Here is an 18,267-nt window from a genome sequence, read left to right as displayed (position 1 = left end):
ACTCAGATCACTGGCTGACGGGAAGCTTCCAGCCCGGCCTGATGAAGTGGCACGTGTACCCGTTCGGGATGCGTTGCAGATAGTCCTGGTGTTCTGGCTCGGCCTCCCAGAAAGGTCCCGCCGCGGCGATCTCGGTGACGGCCTTGCCGGGCCAAAGGCCGGACGCGTCGACGTCGGCGATGGTCTGCTCGGCCATGCGCTTTTGTGCGTCATTGAGATAATAGATGCCAGAGCGATAGCTCATCCCCCGATCATTGCCCTGACGGTTCTCGGTGGTCGGATCATGGATCTGGAAGAAGAATTCGAGGATCTGGCGATAGCTGATCTGACCCGGATCGAACACCAGTTCGAGCGCTTCTGCGTGCGTGCCATGGTTGCGGTAGGTGGCGTTGGGCACGTCTCCGCCAGTGTAGCCGACGCGCGTTGACAGCACGCCGGGCATACTGCGCAGCAATTCCTCCATGCCCCAGAAGCAGCCGCCGGCCAGGATGGCGGTTTCAGTTTGCGTCGTCATTGATTTCCTTTGCTTGAACGAGTGATGTACCAAAAAGTACATCTTCCCACGTTGGTCCATTCTTCGCTGCGACTGTCGCATGACGGCTGATCGCGGCGTTACACCAGCAGCGTGGATTGTGGCAGTTGCAGGCTGGAGGGTAGTTCAGGATGGCCTCCATGGCCATTGTGCGAAAGCGTGACCGCGGCATCCGTGCGCTCACCGGCAAGTGCGCTTAGAATCAGCTTTGCGGTCTCTGCTGGCGCATCCCAGTGCGGGAAATGGCCGCACCGCTCGAACCAGTGCAGTCGAGCATCCGGGAACAAGGCCAGCGCGCGCCTTGCTTGCCGTGGAAAACAGACCCGGTCACGCCGTCCCCAGCCGATGACGAGCGGATGCGCGATGCTGTTGCGAGGAGCCCCTTGTTGTTCCTCACCGTAGGCGAGCTGGGCCAGCAGTTCATCGAACGCCGACGAGGCCACATAGCTGCACAATTCATCGCTCACGATGTCCTGCGCCAGCTTGGTCGGCCGCGCAGAAAATTGTGCCAGCAATAAAGCGCGACCAAGGGGATTCGCGCAGACCGCCGGCAATACAGGACGCAGCAGCCGCAGCAACCGGATCGACAGGTAGATCGAGCTGAAGAATGCGTGACGCTCCCATCCCTGCCAGAAACCACCCGGATTGAGCGCCACCACGCCGCCGACGATCCCACCGCGTCGCGCCAGTTCCAGCACCAGCCGCGCGCCCATCGAGCTGCCGACTGCATCGATGCCGCTCAAGCCATGGGCATGGAGGAAGGCGGCGGTTTCATCGGCCAGGGTGCGGATCGAGGTTTCGCCGGCCAGGCGCGGCGTCTGGCCAAAGCCGGGCAGGTCCACCGCGATGACTTCGCGCCGCGTCGCGAGATCGGCCAGAATGGGATTCCAGCTCTGCCAATGGCCGCCAAGGCCATGAATCAGAAGCAAAGGCTTGCCGGTGCCGCAACGAATGTGATGCATGGTCGATCCTCCCATCGCACGGGCGTGCGGTTGCCGCCAGCGTACCGCAGCGGGCACAACGACTGCGTTCGTTAGGATTGCTCGCCCAGATCAACAACGCCATCTCGGCGCACTGTCGGTGTGCGTTGTTTCTCACGACCGCGCCTGGCGGCCGTACCTGCCTCGCATCGGTAAATACGACTATCCTTCCTCAGGATATTTGCTCATCAAGGAGCTTTTCGACAGCGCGGCTTCTGCGTACTATGTGGCTTGATGTGTCTTGGAGATAACAGCTGGCAGGCAGGGCTTGCAGCTGCGTGTATCGACGATTTCAAAGTCCCTTTTAAGCAAAGGCTACGATGACTGCACAAGCAACTGGCGCCAAACCGCGTGGATTGAACCGTGTCCTGAACTGGATCGAGGTGGCAGGCAACAAGCTGCCCGATCCGGCCATCCTGTTCGCACTGCTGCTGGCCGTGGTCTGGGCCACGTCCTGGGCCATGTCCGGCCTGGTCTTCAACGACATCGACCCGCGCACCGGTGCGCCGATCGAGATCAGGAATCTGCTGGCCCCGGCTGCCCTGACGGATTTCATGGCGAAGATGGTCAATACCTTCGTCACCTTCCCGCCGCTCGGCGTGGTGCTGGTGGCGATGCTGGGGCTGGGCGTGGCGGAATACACGGGCTTCATCAATGCCGGGCTGCGCAAGATCCTGGCGGTGACACCGAAGTTCCTGCTGACGCCCGTGCTGATCGGTGTCGGCATCCTGAGCCACGTAGCCGTCGACGCCGGCTATGTGCTGGTCATTCCGCTGGGCGCCGTCATCTTCTACGCCGCCGGGCGCCATCCGCTGGCCGGTATCGCGGCCGCCTTCGCCGGCGTATCGGGCGGCTTTTCGGCGACCTTCTTCGTGCCCTCCAGCCTCGATCCGCTGCTGGCCGGCCTGACCCAGGTCGCGGCGCGGCTGTCGTCCGACCCGGCCGCTGCATCGATCGTGATCAATCCGCTCAATAATTACTATTTCACGACGGCCTCGACCTTCCTCGTGATCCTGGTCGGCTGGTTCCTCACCGACAAGGTGATCGAGCCGCGGCTGAACAAGAGTTCGCCGGTCGACGGCGATCCTGCCGGCCTGCCCACGATGGATGCGCTGCAGCCGAATGAGATCACGGGCTTGCGCTGGGCGCGCATTGCGATGGTGGCCAGCCTGGCCTTGCTGCTGCTCTCGCTGATGCCGGAAGGCTCGGCCTGGCGCTCGCCGAGTACGGGCGAGCTGACGCATTCGTCGGCGCCACTGATGCAGTCGATTGTCGCGCTGATCTTCATTTTCTTCCTGATTCCCGGCGTCGTCTACGGCTACGTCGCCGGCACAGCGAAGAACCACCGCGACATCGTCAAGGGCATGAGCCATGCGATGAGCGGCATGGGTTACTACGTGGTCATGGCATTTTTCTGCGCGCAGTTCATCTTCGCCTTTGGACAGTCCAACCTGGGGGCCCTCATCGCCCTGAAGGGCGCGTTGTGGCTCAGGGAGATGGCGTTCCCGCTGGGCCTCACGCTGGCGGGCATCGTGATTCTGTCGGCCACGGTCAATCTGTTCATCGGTTCCGCGTCCGCCAAATGGGCTCTGATCGCGGCGGTGATGGTGCCGATGATGATGGAGCTCGGCGTGTCGCCGGACATGACGCAGGCAGCTTACCGGGTGGGCGATTCGTCGACCAATATCATCACGCCGCTGCTGCCGTATTTCCCGCTAATTATCGTCTTCTGCAAGAAATATGTGCAGTCGACAGGGATCGGTACGCTGATTGCACTGATGCTGCCTTATTCGCTCAGCCTGATCGTGACGTGGACCGCATTCCTGCTCGCTTTTTGGGCGCTGGAGCTGCCGTTGGGGATTGGCTCGTCGTATGACTATCCGGCGGAGCGCTGACGAGATCAGGGGGCGCCGCTCCGGCGGCGCCATCAATGCAGCCCAGAAACGACAATGCCCACTCGATGAGTGGGCATTGGGTTGAATCTTGGTGGCCCGGGGCGGAATCGAACCACCGACACAAGGATTTTCAATCCTCTGCTCTACCAACTGAGCTACCAGGCCAAGAGGCCGCAATTATAGCAGCGTTTGCGCCCGGTCAACAACTCAGGCGCGGCAACCATTATCCCCTGGACGAGATCCGCTGCGCATGGTCCCGCTCCAGCGCCAGACGCGACTCGCGCCGGCCCTTGGCTTCCTCGAAGCGGCGCAATTCATCCGGCGTCGACGGTTCCAGTGGCGGAATCGCCGCCGGCTTCTTGTCGTCGCCCACCGCCACCATCGTGAAGAAGCAGCTGTTCACGTGCCGCACCACCTTGCTGCGAATGTCCTCGGCAATCACCTTGATCCCGATCTCCATCGAGCTGCGGCCGGTGTAGTTCACGGCAGCCAGGAAAGTCACCAGCTCGCCCACGTGGATCGGCTGGCGGAAGGTCACTTGGTCGACGCTCATCGTCACCACGTAGCGGCCGGCGTAGCGGCTGGCGCAGGCGTAGGCGACCTGGTCGAGCAGTTTCAGGATGGTGCCGCCGTGGACGTTGCCGGAAAAGTTGGCAGTGTCGGGCGTCATCAGCACCGTCATGCTGAGCTGGTGGGAAGGCAGGTTCATGGTCGTGTCGTTACAAAAGGTATTCGGTGCTTGATGTTGCCTTAGAAACTGCTGCGCGGCAAGTTCGGCCGTAGGTGGAGGCCGTTTTTGAACGCGTCAAAGCACGCATATCGACATACCAATAAAATCGTAGTCATTGAAAAACGAATCGTATAGGCTCGGCGAATGAACAGCGAATTTTTCCATCAAGGCGGATCGGTGCAGTGGCAGCTCGGTCCCGTCATCGACGCATTGCGCACCTCGCGCGAATCCACCCACAATATCCGGCACCAGGGCAGGGTGCGCGAGCTGCCGTCACGCGACGTCGTGCGCCAGATCGTGGACGGCGTTTCCGCCGCCCTGTTCCCCACGCATTACGGCCGCCCCGACCTGAACGACGAAAGCATCGACTACTTCGTCGCCGACACGCTCAACGTGGCGCTCGACCGCCTGGCCGAGCAGGTGCGGCGCGCGCTGCGTTTTTCGCCCGAGTTCTCTTCCGAGCATGACCAGACCGAAGATGCCGTGCTGGCCGAGCGCGCCCGCGCCATCACGCGCGAGTTCGCCGCCAGCCTGCCCGGCGTCCGTGCGCTGCTGGTGTCCGACGTGCAGGCCGCGCTGGCTGGCGATCCGGCCGCCACCTCGGTGGCCGAGATCATGCTGTGCTACCCCGGCACCATCGCCATCCTCTACCACCGCATCGCGCATTGCCTGAATCGCCTCGGCGTGCCGTTCCTGGCAAGGGTGGCGGCCGACATCGGCCACTCGCTCACCGGCATCGACATCCATCCCGGCGCGCAGATCGGCGGCAGCTTCTTCATCGACCACGGCACCGGCGTCGTCATCGGCGAAACCGCGATCCTGGGCGAGCGCGTGCGCCTGTACCAGGCCGTCACGTTGGGCGCCAAGCGCTTCCCGGTCGACGAGAGCGGCGCCCTGGTCAAAGGCACGCCGCGCCATCCGATCGTCGAGGACGACGTCGTTATCTATGCCGGCGCCACCATCCTCGGCCGCATCACGATCGGCGCTGGTTCGACCATCGGCGGCAACGTCTGGCTGACCCAGAGCGTCCCGCCAGGCAGCAATGTGTCGCAGGCGCAGATGCGCAACACCTGAGTCATCAGATGGCGTGCACCGCATGCAGGCTGTCGAGGATCGCCGGTTTCAACGGCGACAGCGCCAGCTTGCTGCGCTCGCGCGGCCACGGCGCGTCGATCGTGAATTCGGCGCGTACCGGGCCGGGCACGCCATCCATCAGCACCACGCGGTCGCTCAGATAGATCGCCTCATCGATATCGTGCGTCACCAGCAGCACGGTCAGGCCGCGCTGGCGAGCCGCTTCCGCCAGCAGGTCTTGCAGGCGCATGCGGGTGAAGGCGTCGACCGCCGAAAACGGTTCGTCCAGCAGCAGCACGTGCGGTTCCAGGTACAGGCCGCGCGCGATGGCTGCGCGCTGGGCCTGGCCGCCCGACAGCTGCTTGGGCAGCGCATCGGCATAGCCTTTCAGGCCAACTTCTTCCAGCAGGGCGTGGGCCCGATCCAGGTTCGGCCGCGCGTGTCCGCCGAAGACGACGTTCTGTGCCACGGTCAGCCATGGGAACAGGCGCGGCGCCTGGAATACCAGGCCGACGTCCGCATCCGGCCCCGTCAACTGGCGGCTTTCGAGGCGCACCGCACCGCGGTAGTCGCCGTCCAGTCCCGCCACGATCGACAACAAGGTGCTCTTGCCGCAGCCGCTGGCGCCGACCAGGCTGACGATCTCGCCCTGGCCTACCCCCAGGCGCAGGCCGCGCAGCACGGTGCGCGCGCCGTGGCGCTTGTCATCGATGGCGATCTCGAGGAAGCTCATCGCGTCGTCCTTTCCACATAGCTGTCGCGCCAGGCCAGCCAGCGCCGTTCCAGCGCCTGCATCGCGCTGTCGCTGGCCTTGCCCAGCAGGGCCAGCAGTACGATCGCCGCCAGCATGATGTCGGCGCGGCTCGATTCGCGGCCGTCGGTCAGCAGATAGCCCAGGCCGCGGCTGGCGGCGATCAGCTCGGCCGCCACCATGAACATCCACGCCAGGCTCAGGCCGTTGCGCAGGCCGGTCAGCACCGAGGGCAGGGCCGCCGGCAGCAGTACCCGGCGCGCCAGCGCCAGGGGAGAGAGGCGGTACAGCAAGCCGACCTCGGTCAGGCCGCGGTCGACGCCCCGGATGCCGGCCACCACACCCATGTACACGGGGAAGAAGGCGCCGATCGCGATCAGGATGATCTTGGGCGCCTCGTCGATGCCAAACCAGAGCAGCAGCAGCGGCACCCAGGCCAGTGACGGAATCGCGCGCAGCGCCTGGAAGCTGGGATCGAGCACGCTTTCCGCGCGCCGGTTCAGCGCCACCAGCGCGCCGAGCGGCAGCGCCAGCAGGGCGCCGGCGGCAAAGCCGGCCGCCACCCGCAGCGTGCTGGCGCCGACGTGGCCGGCCAGGCCGTTCTCCAGCAGCCAGGACAGGGATTCGAGGATGGCGCTCGGCGGCGGCAGCAGGTTGGCCGGCACCAGGCCGGCGCGCACGCCGGCTTCCGCGCCGATCAGAACCAAGGCCGGCAGCAGCAAGCCCAAAGGGAAGCCGAGGCGGCGCCATGCGCGCGGCGGTGGTGATTGCGGTGGCGCTTCCAGGGTGATGGCCTGCCGTTCCATGTCAGGCCTTGGTGAGCTGGCGCGCGAAGCCGGTGTCGACCAGGCCGGCGATGGCCTTGTCCAGGTCCGTGCCGGGGCGCACCAGCGCCTCGTCGCGCAGGATCGGCGCCGCCAGCTGCAGCGCGCGCAGGTGCTCGGCGGTTGGCTGGGCGTTGCTGAAGTCCGAGCGCAGCTTGACCTGCAGAAGCGCCACCGGCAGCGGCACCTTGGCCTCTGTCGACAGGATCTTCGCTGCTTCGGACGGATTGGCGCGGGTCCAGGCGCGGGCGCGCTCGTAGGCCTTGATCACGCGCGCGGTCTCGTTCGCGCGGGTGGCCAGGAACTCTTCGCGCACGTTCAGGAAGCCATAGGTGTTGAAGCCGACGTTACGGTACAGCAGGCGCGCGCCGCCATCGAGTTCGGCCGCCGCCATATGCGGGTCGAGGCCGGCCCAGGCATCCACACGGCCCTGTTCCAGCGCCGCCCGGCCGTCCGCGTGCTGCAGGCTGACGTGTTCGATGTCGCTGCGCTTCAGGCCCACGGTCTGCAGGGCGCGCAGCAGGAACAGATAGGGATCGGTGCCCGTGGTGGCGGCCACCTTCTTGCCCTTCAGGTCGGCCAGGCTGCGGATTGGGGAGTTCCTGGGCACCACCAGCGCCGTCCACTCGGGCCGCGAGAACAGGTAGGGCGTGCGGATCGGATTGCCGTTGGCGCGGGCCAGCAGGGCCGCCAGGCCGGCGCTCGAGCCGATGTCGATGCTGTTCGCGTTCAGGTACTCGAGCGCGCGGTTGCTGCCGGCGCTGAACACCCATTTGATGCGGGTGCCGTCGGCCTTGAATTCTTCTTCGAGCCAGCCGAAATGGCGCAGCACCAGGCTGGTAGGCGAGTAGTGGGCGTAGTCGAGGCGCAGCTCCTGCAGCGGCGCTGCGCGTGCGGGCAAGGCGGCGAGGGCGGCGCCGCTGGCGGCCAGTTGCAACAGGCTTCTTCGTTTCATGATGGTCCTTTGGTGTGGTTCTGGTGTGATGCGTCAAGCTGCCTGGATGCCAGACAGCGGGGATGCGATGTCGACCCGGCTTCCCGGGTGGCCGGGCGCCAGGCGCGGGCCCTGGCCGAGCAGTTGCCCGCGCAGCGTGCCGCCGCGTGGTGCAGCGTCGTAGCGGCCGCGCCGCGCCAGTTCGGGCACGATGTGCTCGACGACCAGTGTCATGTCTTCCAGCGGCAGCGCGAAGGCGAGGTTGAAGCCGTCGGCGCCGGTGTCGTCGATCCAGGATTCGAGCTGGTCGGCCACTTGGCGCGGGTCGCCCACGATGATCGGGCCGCGCCCACCCAGGCCGATGAATTCGGCCGCTTCGCGCACGGTCCAGTCGCGGCCCGGGTCGGCGGCGCTGAGCGAGGCCAGGGCCGAGCGGCCGGCGTCGGTGTCGATGTACTCGATGGTGTCGTCCAGGTGGTGGCGCGCGAAGTCGACGCCGGTCCAGCCGGACAGCAGGGTGAGCGCGGCCTCGACGTCGACGTGGCGCCGGTATTCCTCCAGCCGCGCCTGCGCCTCGGCCTCGGTCGCGCCGGTGACGACGAGGGCCTGGGCATACACCAGCAGCGCATCCGGATCGCGGCCCTCCACACGCGCGGCGGCGCGCACGGCGTCGACGCCGCGTTTCACCACCGCCTTGCTCGGACCGCTGATGAAGGTGGCTTCGGCATGGCGCGCGGCGAAACGGGCGCCGCGCGGCGAGGCGCCAGCCTGGTACAGGAAGGGCGTGCGCTGCGGCGACGGTTCGCACAGGTGAAAGCCCGGCACCTCGTAGTAGCGGCCCTTGTGCCGGATCGGATGCACCTTGGCCGGGTCGGTGTAAATGCCGCGCTCCCTGTCGCGCTTCACCGCGTCGTCCTCCCAGCTGCGCTCCCACAGCTTGTAGACGACCTCCATGTACTCGTCGGCCAGGTCGTAGCGCTCGTCGTGGCCGAGTTGCTGGCCGAGGCCCAGGTTGCGTGCGGCGCTGTCGAGGTAGCCGGTGACGATGTTCCAGCCGATCCGGCCACCGCTCAGGTGGTCGAGCGTCGACATGCGCCGCGCGAAGGTATAGGGATGTTCGTAGGTCAGGGCGGCGGTGACGCCGATCCCCAGGCGCGTGGTGGCGTGGGCGATCAACGGCACCAGGGCCAGCGGATCGTTCAGCGGCACCTGCACGCCGTGGCGCAGCGCGGCTTCCGGTCCCTTGCGGTAGACGTCGTACACGCCCAGCACGTCGGCCAGGAAGATGGCGTCGAAGCCGCCGTGCTCCAGCAACTGCGCCAGCTCGATCCAGTAGCCGGGCGTCAGGTAACGTTCGCTGTCGCTTCTCGGATGGGTCCACAACCCCGGAGACTGGTGGCTCGGGGTGTTCATCTGGAAGGCGTTGAAACGGATGCGGCGCGCCATCACCTGGCTCCAGGGGATTGCAGCGCCAGCTGGTAATCGGTCTTGGCGTAGTCGGCGAAATGCTTGTTGGTGACGTCCAGGAAGGCGCGCGACTTGTAGGCGGCGGCCAGGTCGCGCGCGAAGGGCTTGTCGCGGTCGGGCGTCCTGACCGCCACCAGGTTGGCGTAGGCCGGCGAAATCTTCTCGGTGCGCAGCGCCTCGCGCAACTTGAGGCCCGAGGCCAGCGCGTAGTTGCCGTTGACGAAGGCGTAGTCGGCATCCTGCAGGGAGCGCGGCAGCTGGGCAGCCTCCAGCGGCAGCAGCTTGATGCCCTTCGGGTTGGCGGCGATGTCGCGTTCCGAGGCGCGGATCGGATCGATGCCGGGACGCAGCTTGATCCAACCCAGTTGGTCGAGCATGACCAGTGCGCGCGCCTGGTTGGTCGGGTCGTTCGGCAGCGCCACGGTGGTGCCGCTTTTGGCGGCGTCGAGGCTCTTGTGGCGGCGGCTGTAGATGGCGATCGGCGCGGTCGGCACCTTGACCAGTTCGGACAGCGCCAGCTTGTGCTGGGCGGCGAAGCGGTCCAGGTAGGTCACGTGCTGGAACACGTTGGCGTCGAGCGAGCCCTCGGCCAGCGCGAAGTTGGGCTGGATGTAGTCGTTGAATTCGACGATGCGCACCTTGTAGCCCTGTTTCTCGAGGATCGGCTTGATGCCCAGCCTGACCTGGTCGGCATAAGGCCCGGCGCTGGTGCCGATGACGATTTCCTTCGGGTCCTTCGCCTGCGCATTGGTGGCGACGGCGAGGGCGATGGCCAGGATCAGCGGGCTGGCGAGCAGGATGCGGCGGTTCAGGCTCATTGGGGTTCCTTCCGTTTCTTTTTTCATTGACGGTTCAACGCTTGTCCAGGCGGCGCGCGATGCGTCCGCCGCCGAACTGGATCAGCTGCACCATGGCGATCAGGATCGCGACCGTGACCACCATGACGTCGGTCTCGAAGCGGTAGTAGCCGTAGCGGATGGCGAGATCGCCGATGCCGCCGCCGCCCACCACGCCGGCCACCGCCGAATAGGACAGGAAGCTGATGGCCAGCACGGTCAGCGCAAGCACCAGGCCCGACCTGGCCTCCAGCAACAGCACCCGGGTGACGATCTGCAGGCGGGTGGCGCCCATCGCTTCGGCGGCCTCGATCACGCCGCGCGGCACTTCGTGCAGCTGCTGCTCGACCAGGCGCGCGAAATAGGGGATGGCGGCGCAGGACAGCGGCACGCTGGCGGCCAGCGGCCCGATCGAGGTGCCGGCGACGATGCGCGTAAACGGCACCAGGGCCACCATCAGGATGATGAAGGGGAAGGAGCGCACGGTGTTCACCAGCCATCCCAGCACTTTTCCGATGCTGCGGCCACGGCCTGGTTCGCCCGATCCGTTGAGGAACAGGACCACGCCAAGCGGGCCGCCCAGCAATACCGCGGCCGAGAGGCCGATGCCGAGCATGAGCAGGGTCTCACCGAAGGCGCGCCACAGCTCGGGGGCGACGATCAGGAATTTTTCAAGCATGCAGTTCTCCTGGCGGAAGGCCGGCATGGGCGGCGGCGGCATGGGCTTCGGCGGCGTGAGCTTCGGTGGCGTGATACAGCAGCTCGCGGCCGAGCGAGGTCTTGCGCGGCTCGCGGTGGTCGCGCAGGTCGAACAGCTCGGCAATGCGGCCATCCTCGACCACGGCCGCGCGCTGGCACAGGCTGCCCAGCGCCTGCAGCTCGTGGCTGACGATGACGATCGTCACGCCAAGGCGCGCGTTGATGTCGCGCAGCGTATCGAGCACGCTGCGCGTGGTGTCCGGGTCGAGGGCCGACGTCGGCTCGTCGCACAGCAGTACCGTGGGATAGCTGGCCAGCGCGCGCGCGATCGCCACCCGCTGCTTCTGGCCGCCCGACAGGCGCGCCGGATAGCTGCCGGCCTTGTCGAGCAAGCCGACCAGTTCCAGGCATTCGGTCACGCGCGCCTTCAGGCGCGGCGCATTCATCGCGCCGTGGATACGCAGCGGGAAGGCCACGTTCTCGAATACGGTGGCGTTGGCGAGCAGGTTGAAGTGCTGGTAGATCATGCCGATGCGGCGCCGTGCCTCGCGCAGCTCGCGCGCGCCGAGGGCGGTCAGTTCCTGGCCGGCGACGCTGATGCTGCCGCTATCGGGCTTTTCGAGAAGGTTCATCAGGCGCAGCAAGGTCGACTTGCCGGCGCCGCTGCGGCCGACCAGGCCGAAGATCTCGCCCGGCAGGATGTCGAGCGAGACGTCGCGCACGGCGTCGAAGCGGCCGCCTTCGGGCAGCGGAAAGGCCTTGCTGGCGCGTTCGACGCGGATGACGGGTACGGAAGCTGTCATGTCGGGCCGGTCAGGAATAGGGCGTCGGATCGGGCACGCGGCCGCTGAGCGCGTAGCGCCCCAGGTCGCGCAGCTTGTAGTCGACCGGGTCGTGCAGGGTGTGCACGCGCGCGTTGCGCCAGAAGCGGTCGAAGCCGAAGCGGCCCGACGTGGCGCGCGCGCCGAGCAGTTCGAACATCTGGTTGCTGATGTCGATCGCGGCGCGGTGGGCCAGCACCTTGGCTTCGGCCACCGCGATCGCCACCAGGCCGCGTTCGCGCGCCGTCACGGCCTCGCCCTTGCGGATGGCGGCATCGAGCTGGCGCGCGGCCTCGTCGGCCAGCAGCGCGGCGGGACGCACCGTCAGCCACAGCTGGCCGTAGCGGTGCTGGGTGAACGGATCGTCGATCGCATCGTCCACGCCGGATGCGAACCAGGGCCGGGCCTGCTCCAGCGTGTAGTCGCGTGCGGCGTCGAAGGCGCCCTGGGCGATGCCGAGATACAGATTGGCCATGATCAGCTGGGCGACCTGGGAACGCAAGGTGGAGCGGGCGGTCGGCGCCTGGCCGGGGGCCTGCAGCACCAGCGCGGTCGGCAGGTAGACCTTCTCGAAGTGGACGTTGCCGCTGTCGGTCTGGCGCTGGCCGAAGGCGTCCCAGTCGGCCTCCACGTGCACGCCGGCCTGCTCGGTCGGCACCACGGCGATCAGGGCGGCGTCGGCTTCACTGTCCCAGGCCGACACCGTCAGCCAGTCGGAACCCACCGAGCCCGACGAAAAACTCTTGACCCCGTCGAGTATGTAGCCGGCCGGCGAGGCGGTGGCGCGGGTGCGCTTGTCGAGCGGGTTCAGGGCGTTGCCCCAGAACAGCTTCTGGCGCACGGTGGCGGTGAGCAGGCTGCGTTGCTGCAGTTCGGTGCCGTAGAGCTGGATGCCGGCCAGCTGCAGGTGGTGGAAGCCGAACAGGTGGGCCAGCGCGCTGTCGGTCTTGGCCAGGATGCGCACGGCGGACATCACGGTGGCCCAGTCGGTGCCCTGGCCGCCGAACTCGGTGGGGATCGACAGCGTGAGCAGGCTTGAAGCGCGGATCAGTTCGCGCTCGTGCTTCGGGTGGCCGCCGGCGCGGTCGCGTTCGACGGCGGTGGCGGCCAGGCGCTCGGCCAGGTCGGCGGCGATGGCCAGCGGATCGGGTGTGACCGCGGTGGCGTAGTCGTCTTGTGGACGCAATTGCTGCAGGATGGAGGACATGGGACCGTGTGCCGATGTTGGGTGAACTGCCATCTTGCATCCCAAGCCGGCGCCGCGTGAACGAAGAAAACCGGCCATGAATATGCGCGAAAAGTTAAAACGGCAAACGCATATCGATGAGCGAAACGATTCGTTGGGCGGATCTCGCGCGCGGCGTACGCTGTGGCGATCGTTGTCAGAACTGGAATTCACCATGAGCGTCATCTTGCTGGGCGGTAGCCCGTCGTCGCAATCGTCCTGCAGCCGCCTGTTGCAGCACGTGGGAGATAAACTCGCCGTCCACGGCTGGCGCACGACGCGCCTCGAGGTGCGCGAGCTGCCCGGCCCCGCCCTGCTGCGCATGGACGCGAACGACCCGGAACTGGCGCGCGCGCTGGCGCTGGTGGCCCAGGCCGACGCGCTGGTGGTGGCCACGCCAATCTATAAAGCGGCCTATACCGGCATGCTCAAGCTGTTCCTCGACCTGCTGCCGCAGGACGGTCTGCGCGGCAAGGTCGTGCTGCCGCTGGCGACCGGCGGCAGCCAGTCGCACCTGCTGGCGCTCGATTATGCGCTGCGTCCGGTGCTGGCGTCGATGTCGGCGCGCGCCATCCTGTCGAGCATCTATGCCACGTCCGAGCAGGTCGCCTGGGACAGCGAGCGCGGCACGCGCCTGGCGGGCCCGATCGCCGAGCGTGTCGCCGAGGGTATCGAACAGCTCGATGCCGAATTGCAGGCGCGCGTGCAGACCGCGGCTGCTGCCTGATTCCCCGAGGACTTACCGTGTCGACTCCCAACATTTTCTGGTTTATCCCCACTCACGGCGACAGCCGTTATCTCGGCACCACCAAGGGTGCGCGCCCGGTCAATGCCGATTACCTGAAGCAGGTCGCGGTTGCCGCCGATACCCTCGGCTACGACGGCGTGCTGCTGCCGACCGGGCGGTCCTGCGAAGACGCCTGGATCGTTGCCTCGTCGCTGATCAACGCCACCACCAGGCTGAAATTCCTGGTTGCGATCCGTCCCGGCCTGTCGACGCCGGGGCTGGCGGTGCGCATGGCCTCCACCTTCGACCGCCTGTCGAACGGGCGCCTGTTGATCAATGTCGTCACCGGCGGCGACCAGGGCGAGCTCGAAGCCGACGGCCTGTACGCCGACCACAGCAAGCGCTACGAGATCTCGAGCGAATTCTTCAAGGTCTGGCGCGCCAGCATGGCGGGCGAGGGCGGCGCGGCCGGCTATGATTTCGAGGGCACCCACATCCAGGTCAAGGGCGCCAAGACCTTGTATCCGGCCGTGCAGAAGCCGTATCCGCCGCTGTACTTCGGCGGCTCGTCCGAACCGGCGCACGAGCTTGCGGCCGAGCAGATGGACGTCTACCTGACCTGGGGTGAACCGCCGGCTGCGGTGGCCGAGAAGCTGGCCGACATCCGCGCACGGGCCGCGAAGCACGGCCGCACGCTGAAATTCGGCATCCGCCTGCACGTGATCGTGCGCGAGACCAATGAAGAAGCCTGGCGCGCGGCCGACGAGTTGATCAGTCACCTGGACGACGACACCATCGCCAAGGCCCAGGCCGCGTTCGCGAAGATGGATTCGGTCGGCCAGCGCCGCATGGCGGCCCTGCATGGCGGGCGGCGCGACCAGCTCGAAGTCTCGCCCAATCTGTGGGCTGGCGTGGGCCTGGTACGCGGCGGCGCGGGGACGGCGCTGGTGGGCGATCCCGAGACGGTGGCGGCGCGCGTGCGCGAGTACGCGGATCTGGGCATCGAGACCTTCATCCTGTCGGGCTATCCGCACCTGGAAGAATCGTATCGCTTCGCCGAGCTGGTGTTCCCGCTGCTGGGGAAAGGAACCGAGCACGGAGAGCAGTCGATCACCGGACCGTTCGGCGAGATGATGGCCAGCGATATCCTGCCCAAGAAGGCCGCTTGATACGACCTTGATCGCGCTTTGCTATGATGGCGCGATGACTATCCTGCTGGTTCCCGGCTATATGGCCGACGAGACGCTGTGGGACGGTATGCGCGACCGGCTGGCCCCCTTCGGCCCGCTGGCGCATGCCGACCTGCGTCACGATTCCACTCTCGAGGACCTGGCGCGCCGCGTATTGGCCGAGGCGCCGCCGTCCTTCATCCTGATCGGCTTCTCGATGGGCGGCTACGTCGCGCGCGAGATTGTGCGCCAGGCGCCCGAACGCGTGCGCGCGCTGGTGCTGATCGCCACTTCGACCCGGCCCGATTCCGACGCCGTCCGCCAGGGCAAACGCACGGTGGCCCGGGCGGCGGCGTCGGTCTCGTTCGCGGGGCTGAGCCGCACCGCGATCGCCAGCTCACTGCATCCGCGCGAGGTGGATAACGAGGCGCTGATCGAGCGCGTGCGCATGATGGGCGTGCGGCTTGGCGGCGAGGCTTTTCGTAATCAGTCGATGGTCGAGCGGCCGGGCGACCTGCATCTGCTGGGCGAGATCCGTTGTCCGACCCTGGTGGTGGCGGCAGGGCATGACCGTTTGCGCAGTCTGGAGGAAGCGCAAGAGCTGCATACGGGGATCGCGGGGGCGCAGTTCGCGCTGGTCGAGGATAGCGGGCACATGATTCCGCTCGAGGCGCCGCAAGCATTGTGCGATGTGATCGTGCCGTGGCTGGCGCAACTGCGGGTGCAGGTGCCGGAAGCCTGAATCAGGCCGGCGTGAACCTTGCGCACCAGCCGTCCAGGCCGCGGATCGCTTCTTCCTTTAGTTTTGCCTCGATCTCGATATACGGCGCGGCGAGATAGGACGAGGGCATCGTCGCGATCAGGTCGGAATGCTGGCGGTCGTTGAAGCCTTCGCGGCCGTTCGAGATGTGCACCAGCTGCTGGGCCGGGTCGGGCCAGGTGGCGCGCGCCCTGGCCACCATCTCGGCCACGCTCGGATGTTCGTAGCTGTCCAGTTTTTCGTGGACGATGTGGTGGTGGGCGTCGAACACCATCGGCACACCGGCGCGCACGCAGACGGCGTGGATCTCGTCGGCGCTGTAGGCGTATTCGTCATTCTCCAGGCCGATGCGGCAGCGGATCGCGTCCGGCAGTTCGGCAATGCGCGCGACCAGCTTGTCTTCGCGGTCGGCCTTGCCGCCATGGATTTCCAGCAGTGCCCAGGGCGAACGCGGCTGGTCCAGCAAATCCATGATGTCGGCATGCATCTGCAAGATCTTGACGCTGTTGGCCACCACGTCGTCCGAGTCCGAGCTGAGCACCACGAACTGGTCGGGATGCATCACCAGGCGGATGCCGCGCTCGATCGCGCGCCGGCCCGAGCGGCCCAGGGTTTCCTTGAACTGTTGCAGGATCTCCAGCCCGAACGGCGTATCGGAAAACGGGAAGATCGACGAGGGCATGCGGTAGAGGGCGATACCTTCGCGCTCACAATAACGCAGCGCATTGTCCAGGGTCTGGATATTGTCGCGATAAATGTCTTCCAGCACGCGGCGCTGGCCATCTTCCGAATGTTCGAGCAGGCGCTTGCGCGTGAGCGCGCGATAGCGCACGTCTTTGGAAACGGTGATGCAGACGAGGCCGAGTCGTGGTTGCGGGGCGGACTGGGTCATGTGTTCTGGGCCGGCGCAGCGAGACGCGGACGGGAGGTTGATGTTGAGAGGCAGTCTATCCGAAGCAGCTTTAAGGAGATGCACCAGTCAGGACGCAATCCGGGTCGAAGGCGGGGCAGGCATGGCGCTTGCCCTGCACGACTAACTTAGCGCGGCGCGCCAAATACCTGGGTCCAGTAGATGACGCCGCTCTGCCGCTCCGGCGTGACGCCATAGGCGGCGCCCATCTCGATGAAATCGCGGTTCATGATGTTGGCGCAATGCCCGGGGCTCTCGAGCCAGCCTTCGACGGCTTCGCGCGGCGAGCGCTGGCCGAAGGCAATGTTTTCGCCCACCCGGCGCCAGCTGTAGCCGGCGCGCAGGGCGCGGTCGGTGGCCTGGCTGCCATCCTTGGCGCGGTGGCTGAAGTAGCGGCGCGTTGCCATGTCGCGGCTATGGGCCAGCGCGGCATCGCCCAGCGCGGAGTTCCAGCTCAGGGGCGGCGCTGCCGGGAACGCTTGCTTGCCGCAGGAGCGGGCGCTGGCGCGCGCGGCATTGACTTCATCCAGGATCGCGCGGCCGGCTTCGCGCCAGTCTGGATAGGTGGCCGAGGGTAGCGGCGGCGCCGGGCGCGCCAGCACGACGGTCCAGGTCGTGCCCTCGCGGTAGCTGCCGACGGCCGAGAAACGATCGCTCAGCAATACCTTGCAGTATTTCTGTGCCAACACATTCATAGCGGCCTGGGCATCCTCGGGGCCGGTGACGTAGACCGCCTGGGCCTGCGCCGCAGCGTAACCGGCGCGTTCCAGTGCGGATTCGATGAAGGTGCCGGCGCCGATGCGTACCTGGGCCAGGGCCGGTTGCGGATCGAGCGCGGTCGCGGCCGCGGCGGGAAGGCCGTCGCAGGCGCCGGGATTGGCGCGGTAGGCATTGACCAGTGTTGCCAAGGAATCGCTACTACCGGCCTGGGCGGGCAGGGCATACGCGGCAGGCAGCGCCAGCAGGGTGGCCGCCACCGTCAGCAGCGCCCGGCGCAGTGCAGGGGATTGTGGACCTGGCATCGAACTCTTCAAGGACGGCATGACTGCAGGCAAAGCCGGTGCGCCATATGGACTGGGGATGAAAAATTTAAAAAGCAAGAACGCCAATGGAGTCGGCGCGGTTTTCTGGGCTGGTGGGAGAGATGGGGACGGCTGCCGGGATTTCCAGATGCATTGGCGCCTGCAGCAGGTGCGGCGGCATCGACCGTGGCAAGCGACGCGGCATCGGTCGCCGCGGTCTGCCCGGTCTGGTCTTACTGTGCGGGTTGTTGCAATTGCGTTTGCGGCGTGCGCACCAGCCTGGACACATCCAGTCCCTGGGCCGTGAGGCGTGCAAGCAGGGCGTCGTATTCGGCCGGTTCGACCTGCGGCGTGCGCGACAGGATCCACAGGTATTCGCGCTTGGGTTCGCTTACCGCGGACAACTGGTATTTGTCGTCGAGGTCGATGACCCAGTAATCCCCCCACACCATCGGGATGAAGGACAGGATCGCCGGCGCGAAACGCACCTTGAGCTTGGGCGAGGTGGCGCCGCCGAGCTGGCGCGCCACGCCGTCGGCCATGTCGAATTTGCCCTCGGCGGTGCGGCAGCGGTTGACGACTTGCACCCGCCCATCTTCGCCCAGGTTATAGGTGGCGGTGGTATCACCGACGCATTTTTTTTGGAAGTCGTTGGGGAGTTTTGCGATCTCGTACCAGATGCCCATATAGCGCGGCACCACGAGCGATTCGATCGGCTGCAGCGGCCGGGCGCTGTCTGCTGCCAGCGCCGGAACGGCGCACAGGGCGGACAGGGCCAGGGCGGCGCATGACGCGAAGAACGAAGGCTTGGCGTTCATCGGAACCTCTTGTAAATATTCGGGCTCCTAGCATAAATGACAATGGGATTGCTGTGTCGCATGATTTGCATACGCGCTCATGACGGTACTTGC

At 66.4% G+C, this 18,267-nt stretch carries 19 protein-coding genes and 1 tRNA gene; 5 read left to right on the top strand and 15 right to left on the bottom strand.

All coding sequences use genetic code 11. The annotated features are described in order from the left end of the window. Positions 1-7 precede the first annotated feature (7 nt). Both msrA and SOM28_RS20740 read right to left on the bottom strand, forming a co-directional pair. Entirely contained in the window at positions 8-514 is a 507-nt protein-coding gene (gene msrA, locus SOM28_RS20745; protein ID WP_123070466.1) for a peptide-methionine (S)-S-oxide reductase MsrA, read from the bottom strand. Between the two features lie 98 nt (positions 515-612). After that, positions 613-1,494: an alpha/beta fold hydrolase gene (locus SOM28_RS20740; RefSeq protein ID WP_320469294.1), complete on the bottom strand. Its 882-nt coding sequence runs from the start codon at positions 1,492-1,494 to the stop codon at positions 613-615. A gap of 338 nt (positions 1,495-1,832) precedes the next feature. Here SOM28_RS20740 and SOM28_RS20735 point away from each other — a divergent pair, with 338 nt between their 5' ends. After that, a complete protein-coding gene (locus tag SOM28_RS20735) occupies positions 1,833-3,407 on the top strand; it encodes an AbgT family transporter (RefSeq protein WP_320469293.1) in 1,575 nt (524 codons plus the stop codon). Between the two features lie 89 nt (positions 3,408-3,496). Here SOM28_RS20735 and SOM28_RS20730 read toward each other — a convergent pair. Both SOM28_RS20730 and SOM28_RS20725 read right to left on the bottom strand, forming a co-directional pair. Beyond that, positions 3,497-3,572: transfer RNA gene (locus SOM28_RS20730), tRNA-Phe, on the bottom strand. Positions 3,573-3,630: 58 nt separating this feature from the next. Further along, on the bottom strand, positions 3,631-4,116 hold the full coding sequence (locus SOM28_RS20725; protein ID WP_123070407.1) for an acyl-CoA thioesterase: 486 nt from the start codon (positions 4,114-4,116) through the stop codon (positions 3,631-3,633). Positions 4,117-4,281: 165 nt separating this feature from the next. Here SOM28_RS20725 and epsC point away from each other — a divergent pair, with 165 nt between their 5' ends. After that, positions 4,282-5,211 (top strand): serine O-acetyltransferase EpsC, encoded by a 930-nt coding sequence (gene epsC / locus SOM28_RS20720; RefSeq protein ID WP_320469292.1) that lies wholly within the window; start codon positions 4,282-4,284, stop codon positions 5,209-5,211. 4 nt (positions 5,212-5,215) lie between these two features. Here the strand turns inward: epsC and SOM28_RS20715 are convergent, their stop codons facing one another. From SOM28_RS20715 to SOM28_RS20680, 8 genes are read right to left on the bottom strand one after another with little or no spacing between them, the layout of a single operon-like run. Then, positions 5,216-5,944, bottom strand: a complete 729-nt coding sequence (locus SOM28_RS20715) for an ABC transporter ATP-binding protein (RefSeq protein ID WP_320469291.1) — start codon at positions 5,942-5,944, stop codon at positions 5,216-5,218. Beyond that, positions 5,941-6,768 carry an ABC transporter permease gene (locus SOM28_RS20710; RefSeq protein WP_123070410.1) on the bottom strand — a complete coding sequence of 276 codons (828 nt, stop codon included), beginning with the start codon at positions 6,766-6,768 and terminating at the stop codon, positions 5,941-5,943. Before SOM28_RS20710 ends, SOM28_RS20715 begins: the two co-directional genes overlap by 4 nt. Before the next feature lies 1 nt (position 6,769). Beyond that, positions 6,770-7,741 carry an aliphatic sulfonate ABC transporter substrate-binding protein gene (locus SOM28_RS20705; protein ID WP_320469290.1) on the bottom strand — a complete coding sequence of 324 codons (972 nt, stop codon included), beginning with the start codon at positions 7,739-7,741 and terminating at the stop codon, positions 6,770-6,772. A 33-nt stretch (positions 7,742-7,774) separates the two neighbouring features. Beyond that, a complete protein-coding gene (locus SOM28_RS20700) occupies positions 7,775-9,166 on the bottom strand; it encodes an LLM class flavin-dependent oxidoreductase (RefSeq protein ID WP_320469289.1) in 1,392 nt (463 codons plus the stop codon). Further along, on the bottom strand, positions 9,166-10,005 hold the full coding sequence (locus SOM28_RS20695; RefSeq protein ID WP_320469288.1) for a MetQ/NlpA family ABC transporter substrate-binding protein: 840 nt from the start codon (positions 10,003-10,005) through the stop codon (positions 9,166-9,168). Before SOM28_RS20695 ends, SOM28_RS20700 begins: the two co-directional genes overlap by 1 nt. 34 nt (positions 10,006-10,039) lie before the next feature. Then, a complete protein-coding gene (locus SOM28_RS20690) occupies positions 10,040-10,702 on the bottom strand; it encodes a methionine ABC transporter permease (protein ID WP_320469287.1) in 663 nt (220 codons plus the stop codon). Then, entirely contained in the window at positions 10,695-11,525 is an 831-nt protein-coding gene (locus tag SOM28_RS20685; RefSeq protein WP_320469286.1) for a methionine ABC transporter ATP-binding protein, read from the bottom strand. Before SOM28_RS20685 ends, SOM28_RS20690 begins: the two co-directional genes overlap by 8 nt. Positions 11,526-11,535: 10 nt before the next feature. Next, a complete protein-coding gene (locus SOM28_RS20680) occupies positions 11,536-12,750 on the bottom strand; it encodes an acyl-CoA dehydrogenase family protein (RefSeq protein WP_320469285.1) in 1,215 nt (404 codons plus the stop codon). 193 nt (positions 12,751-12,943) lie between these two features. On the opposite strand from SOM28_RS20680, the gene ssuE reads away from it, so the two are divergent. From ssuE to SOM28_RS20665, 3 genes are read left to right on the top strand one after another with little or no spacing between them, the layout of a single operon-like run. After that, positions 12,944-13,495, top strand: a complete 552-nt coding sequence (ssuE, locus tag SOM28_RS20675) for an NADPH-dependent FMN reductase (RefSeq protein ID WP_123070397.1) — start codon at positions 12,944-12,946, stop codon at positions 13,493-13,495. A 17-nt stretch (positions 13,496-13,512) separates the two neighbouring features. Next, positions 13,513-14,664, top strand: coding sequence for an FMNH2-dependent alkanesulfonate monooxygenase (gene ssuD / locus SOM28_RS20670; RefSeq protein WP_123070398.1), 1,152 nt, complete (start codon positions 13,513-13,515; stop codon positions 14,662-14,664). A 34-nt stretch (positions 14,665-14,698) separates the two neighbouring features. Further along, positions 14,699-15,406 (top strand): alpha/beta fold hydrolase, encoded by a 708-nt coding sequence (locus SOM28_RS20665; protein WP_320469284.1) that lies wholly within the window; start codon positions 14,699-14,701, stop codon positions 15,404-15,406. Between the two features lies 1 nt (position 15,407). Here SOM28_RS20665 and uvsE read toward each other — a convergent pair whose 3' ends face one another. The 3 genes from uvsE to SOM28_RS20650 all read right to left on the bottom strand — a co-directional run bounded on the left by uvsE (position 15,408) and on the right by SOM28_RS20650 (position 18,174). Further along, positions 15,408-16,316, bottom strand: a complete 909-nt coding sequence (gene uvsE / locus SOM28_RS20660) for a UV DNA damage repair endonuclease UvsE (protein WP_320469283.1) — start codon at positions 16,314-16,316, stop codon at positions 15,408-15,410. Positions 16,317-16,462: 146 nt separating this feature from the next. Beyond that, entirely contained in the window at positions 16,463-17,356 is an 894-nt protein-coding gene (locus tag SOM28_RS20655; RefSeq protein ID WP_320469282.1) for a CAP domain-containing protein, read from the bottom strand. A gap of 233 nt (positions 17,357-17,589) precedes the next feature. After that, positions 17,590-18,174, bottom strand: a complete 585-nt coding sequence (locus SOM28_RS20650; RefSeq protein WP_123070401.1) for a lipocalin family protein — start codon at positions 18,172-18,174, stop codon at positions 17,590-17,592. Positions 18,175-18,267: the final 93 nt, after the last annotated feature.

Origin of the sequence: Massilia sp. CFBP9026 (assembly GCF_034045165.1) — a bacterium.
Taxonomy (GTDB): Bacteria; Pseudomonadota; Gammaproteobacteria; order Burkholderiales; family Burkholderiaceae_D; genus Telluria; species Telluria arenae.
This window is presented reverse-complemented; position numbering and strand designations above follow the sequence as displayed.

Coding starts and splice junctions, on each gene's coding strand:
- SOM28_RS20690 (WP_320469287.1), bottom strand. CDS start 10,702: ATGCTTGAAAAATTCCTGATCGTCGCCCCCGAGCTGTGGCGCGCCTTC.
- SOM28_RS20680 (WP_320469285.1), bottom strand. CDS start 12,750: ATGTCCTCCATCCTGCAGCAATTGCGTCCACAAGACGACTACGCCACC.
- epsC (WP_320469292.1), top strand. CDS start 4,282: ATGAACAGCGAATTTTTCCATCAAGGCGGATCGGTGCAGTGGCAGCTC.
- msrA (WP_123070466.1), bottom strand. CDS start 514: ATGACGACGCAAACTGAAACCGCCATCCTGGCCGGCGGCTGCTTCTGG.
- SOM28_RS20710 (WP_123070410.1), bottom strand. CDS start 6,768: ATGGAACGGCAGGCCATCACCCTGGAAGCGCCACCGCAATCACCACCG.
- uvsE (WP_320469283.1), bottom strand. CDS start 16,316: ATGACCCAGTCCGCCCCGCAACCACGACTCGGCCTCGTCTGCATCACC.
- ssuE (WP_123070397.1), top strand. CDS start 12,944: ATGAGCGTCATCTTGCTGGGCGGTAGCCCGTCGTCGCAATCGTCCTGC.
- SOM28_RS20740 (WP_320469294.1), bottom strand. CDS start 1,494: ATGCATCACATTCGTTGCGGCACCGGCAAGCCTTTGCTTCTGATTCAT.
- SOM28_RS20655 (WP_320469282.1), bottom strand. CDS start 17,356: ATGCCAGGTCCACAATCCCCTGCACTGCGCCGGGCGCTGCTGACGGTG.
- SOM28_RS20650 (WP_123070401.1), bottom strand. CDS start 18,174: ATGAACGCCAAGCCTTCGTTCTTCGCGTCATGCGCCGCCCTGGCCCTG.
- SOM28_RS20665 (WP_320469284.1), top strand. CDS start 14,699: ATGACTATCCTGCTGGTTCCCGGCTATATGGCCGACGAGACGCTGTGG.
- SOM28_RS20700 (WP_320469289.1), bottom strand. CDS start 9,166: ATGGCGCGCCGCATCCGTTTCAACGCCTTCCAGATGAACACCCCGAGC.
- SOM28_RS20705 (WP_320469290.1), bottom strand. CDS start 7,741: ATGAAACGAAGAAGCCTGTTGCAACTGGCCGCCAGCGGCGCCGCCCTC.
- SOM28_RS20735 (WP_320469293.1), top strand. CDS start 1,833: ATGACTGCACAAGCAACTGGCGCCAAACCGCGTGGATTGAACCGTGTC.
- SOM28_RS20715 (WP_320469291.1), bottom strand. CDS start 5,944: ATGAGCTTCCTCGAGATCGCCATCGATGACAAGCGCCACGGCGCGCGC.
- SOM28_RS20725 (WP_123070407.1), bottom strand. CDS start 4,116: ATGAACCTGCCTTCCCACCAGCTCAGCATGACGGTGCTGATGACGCCC.
- SOM28_RS20685 (WP_320469286.1), bottom strand. CDS start 11,525: ATGACAGCTTCCGTACCCGTCATCCGCGTCGAACGCGCCAGCAAGGCC.
- SOM28_RS20695 (WP_320469288.1), bottom strand. CDS start 10,005: ATGAGCCTGAACCGCCGCATCCTGCTCGCCAGCCCGCTGATCCTGGCC.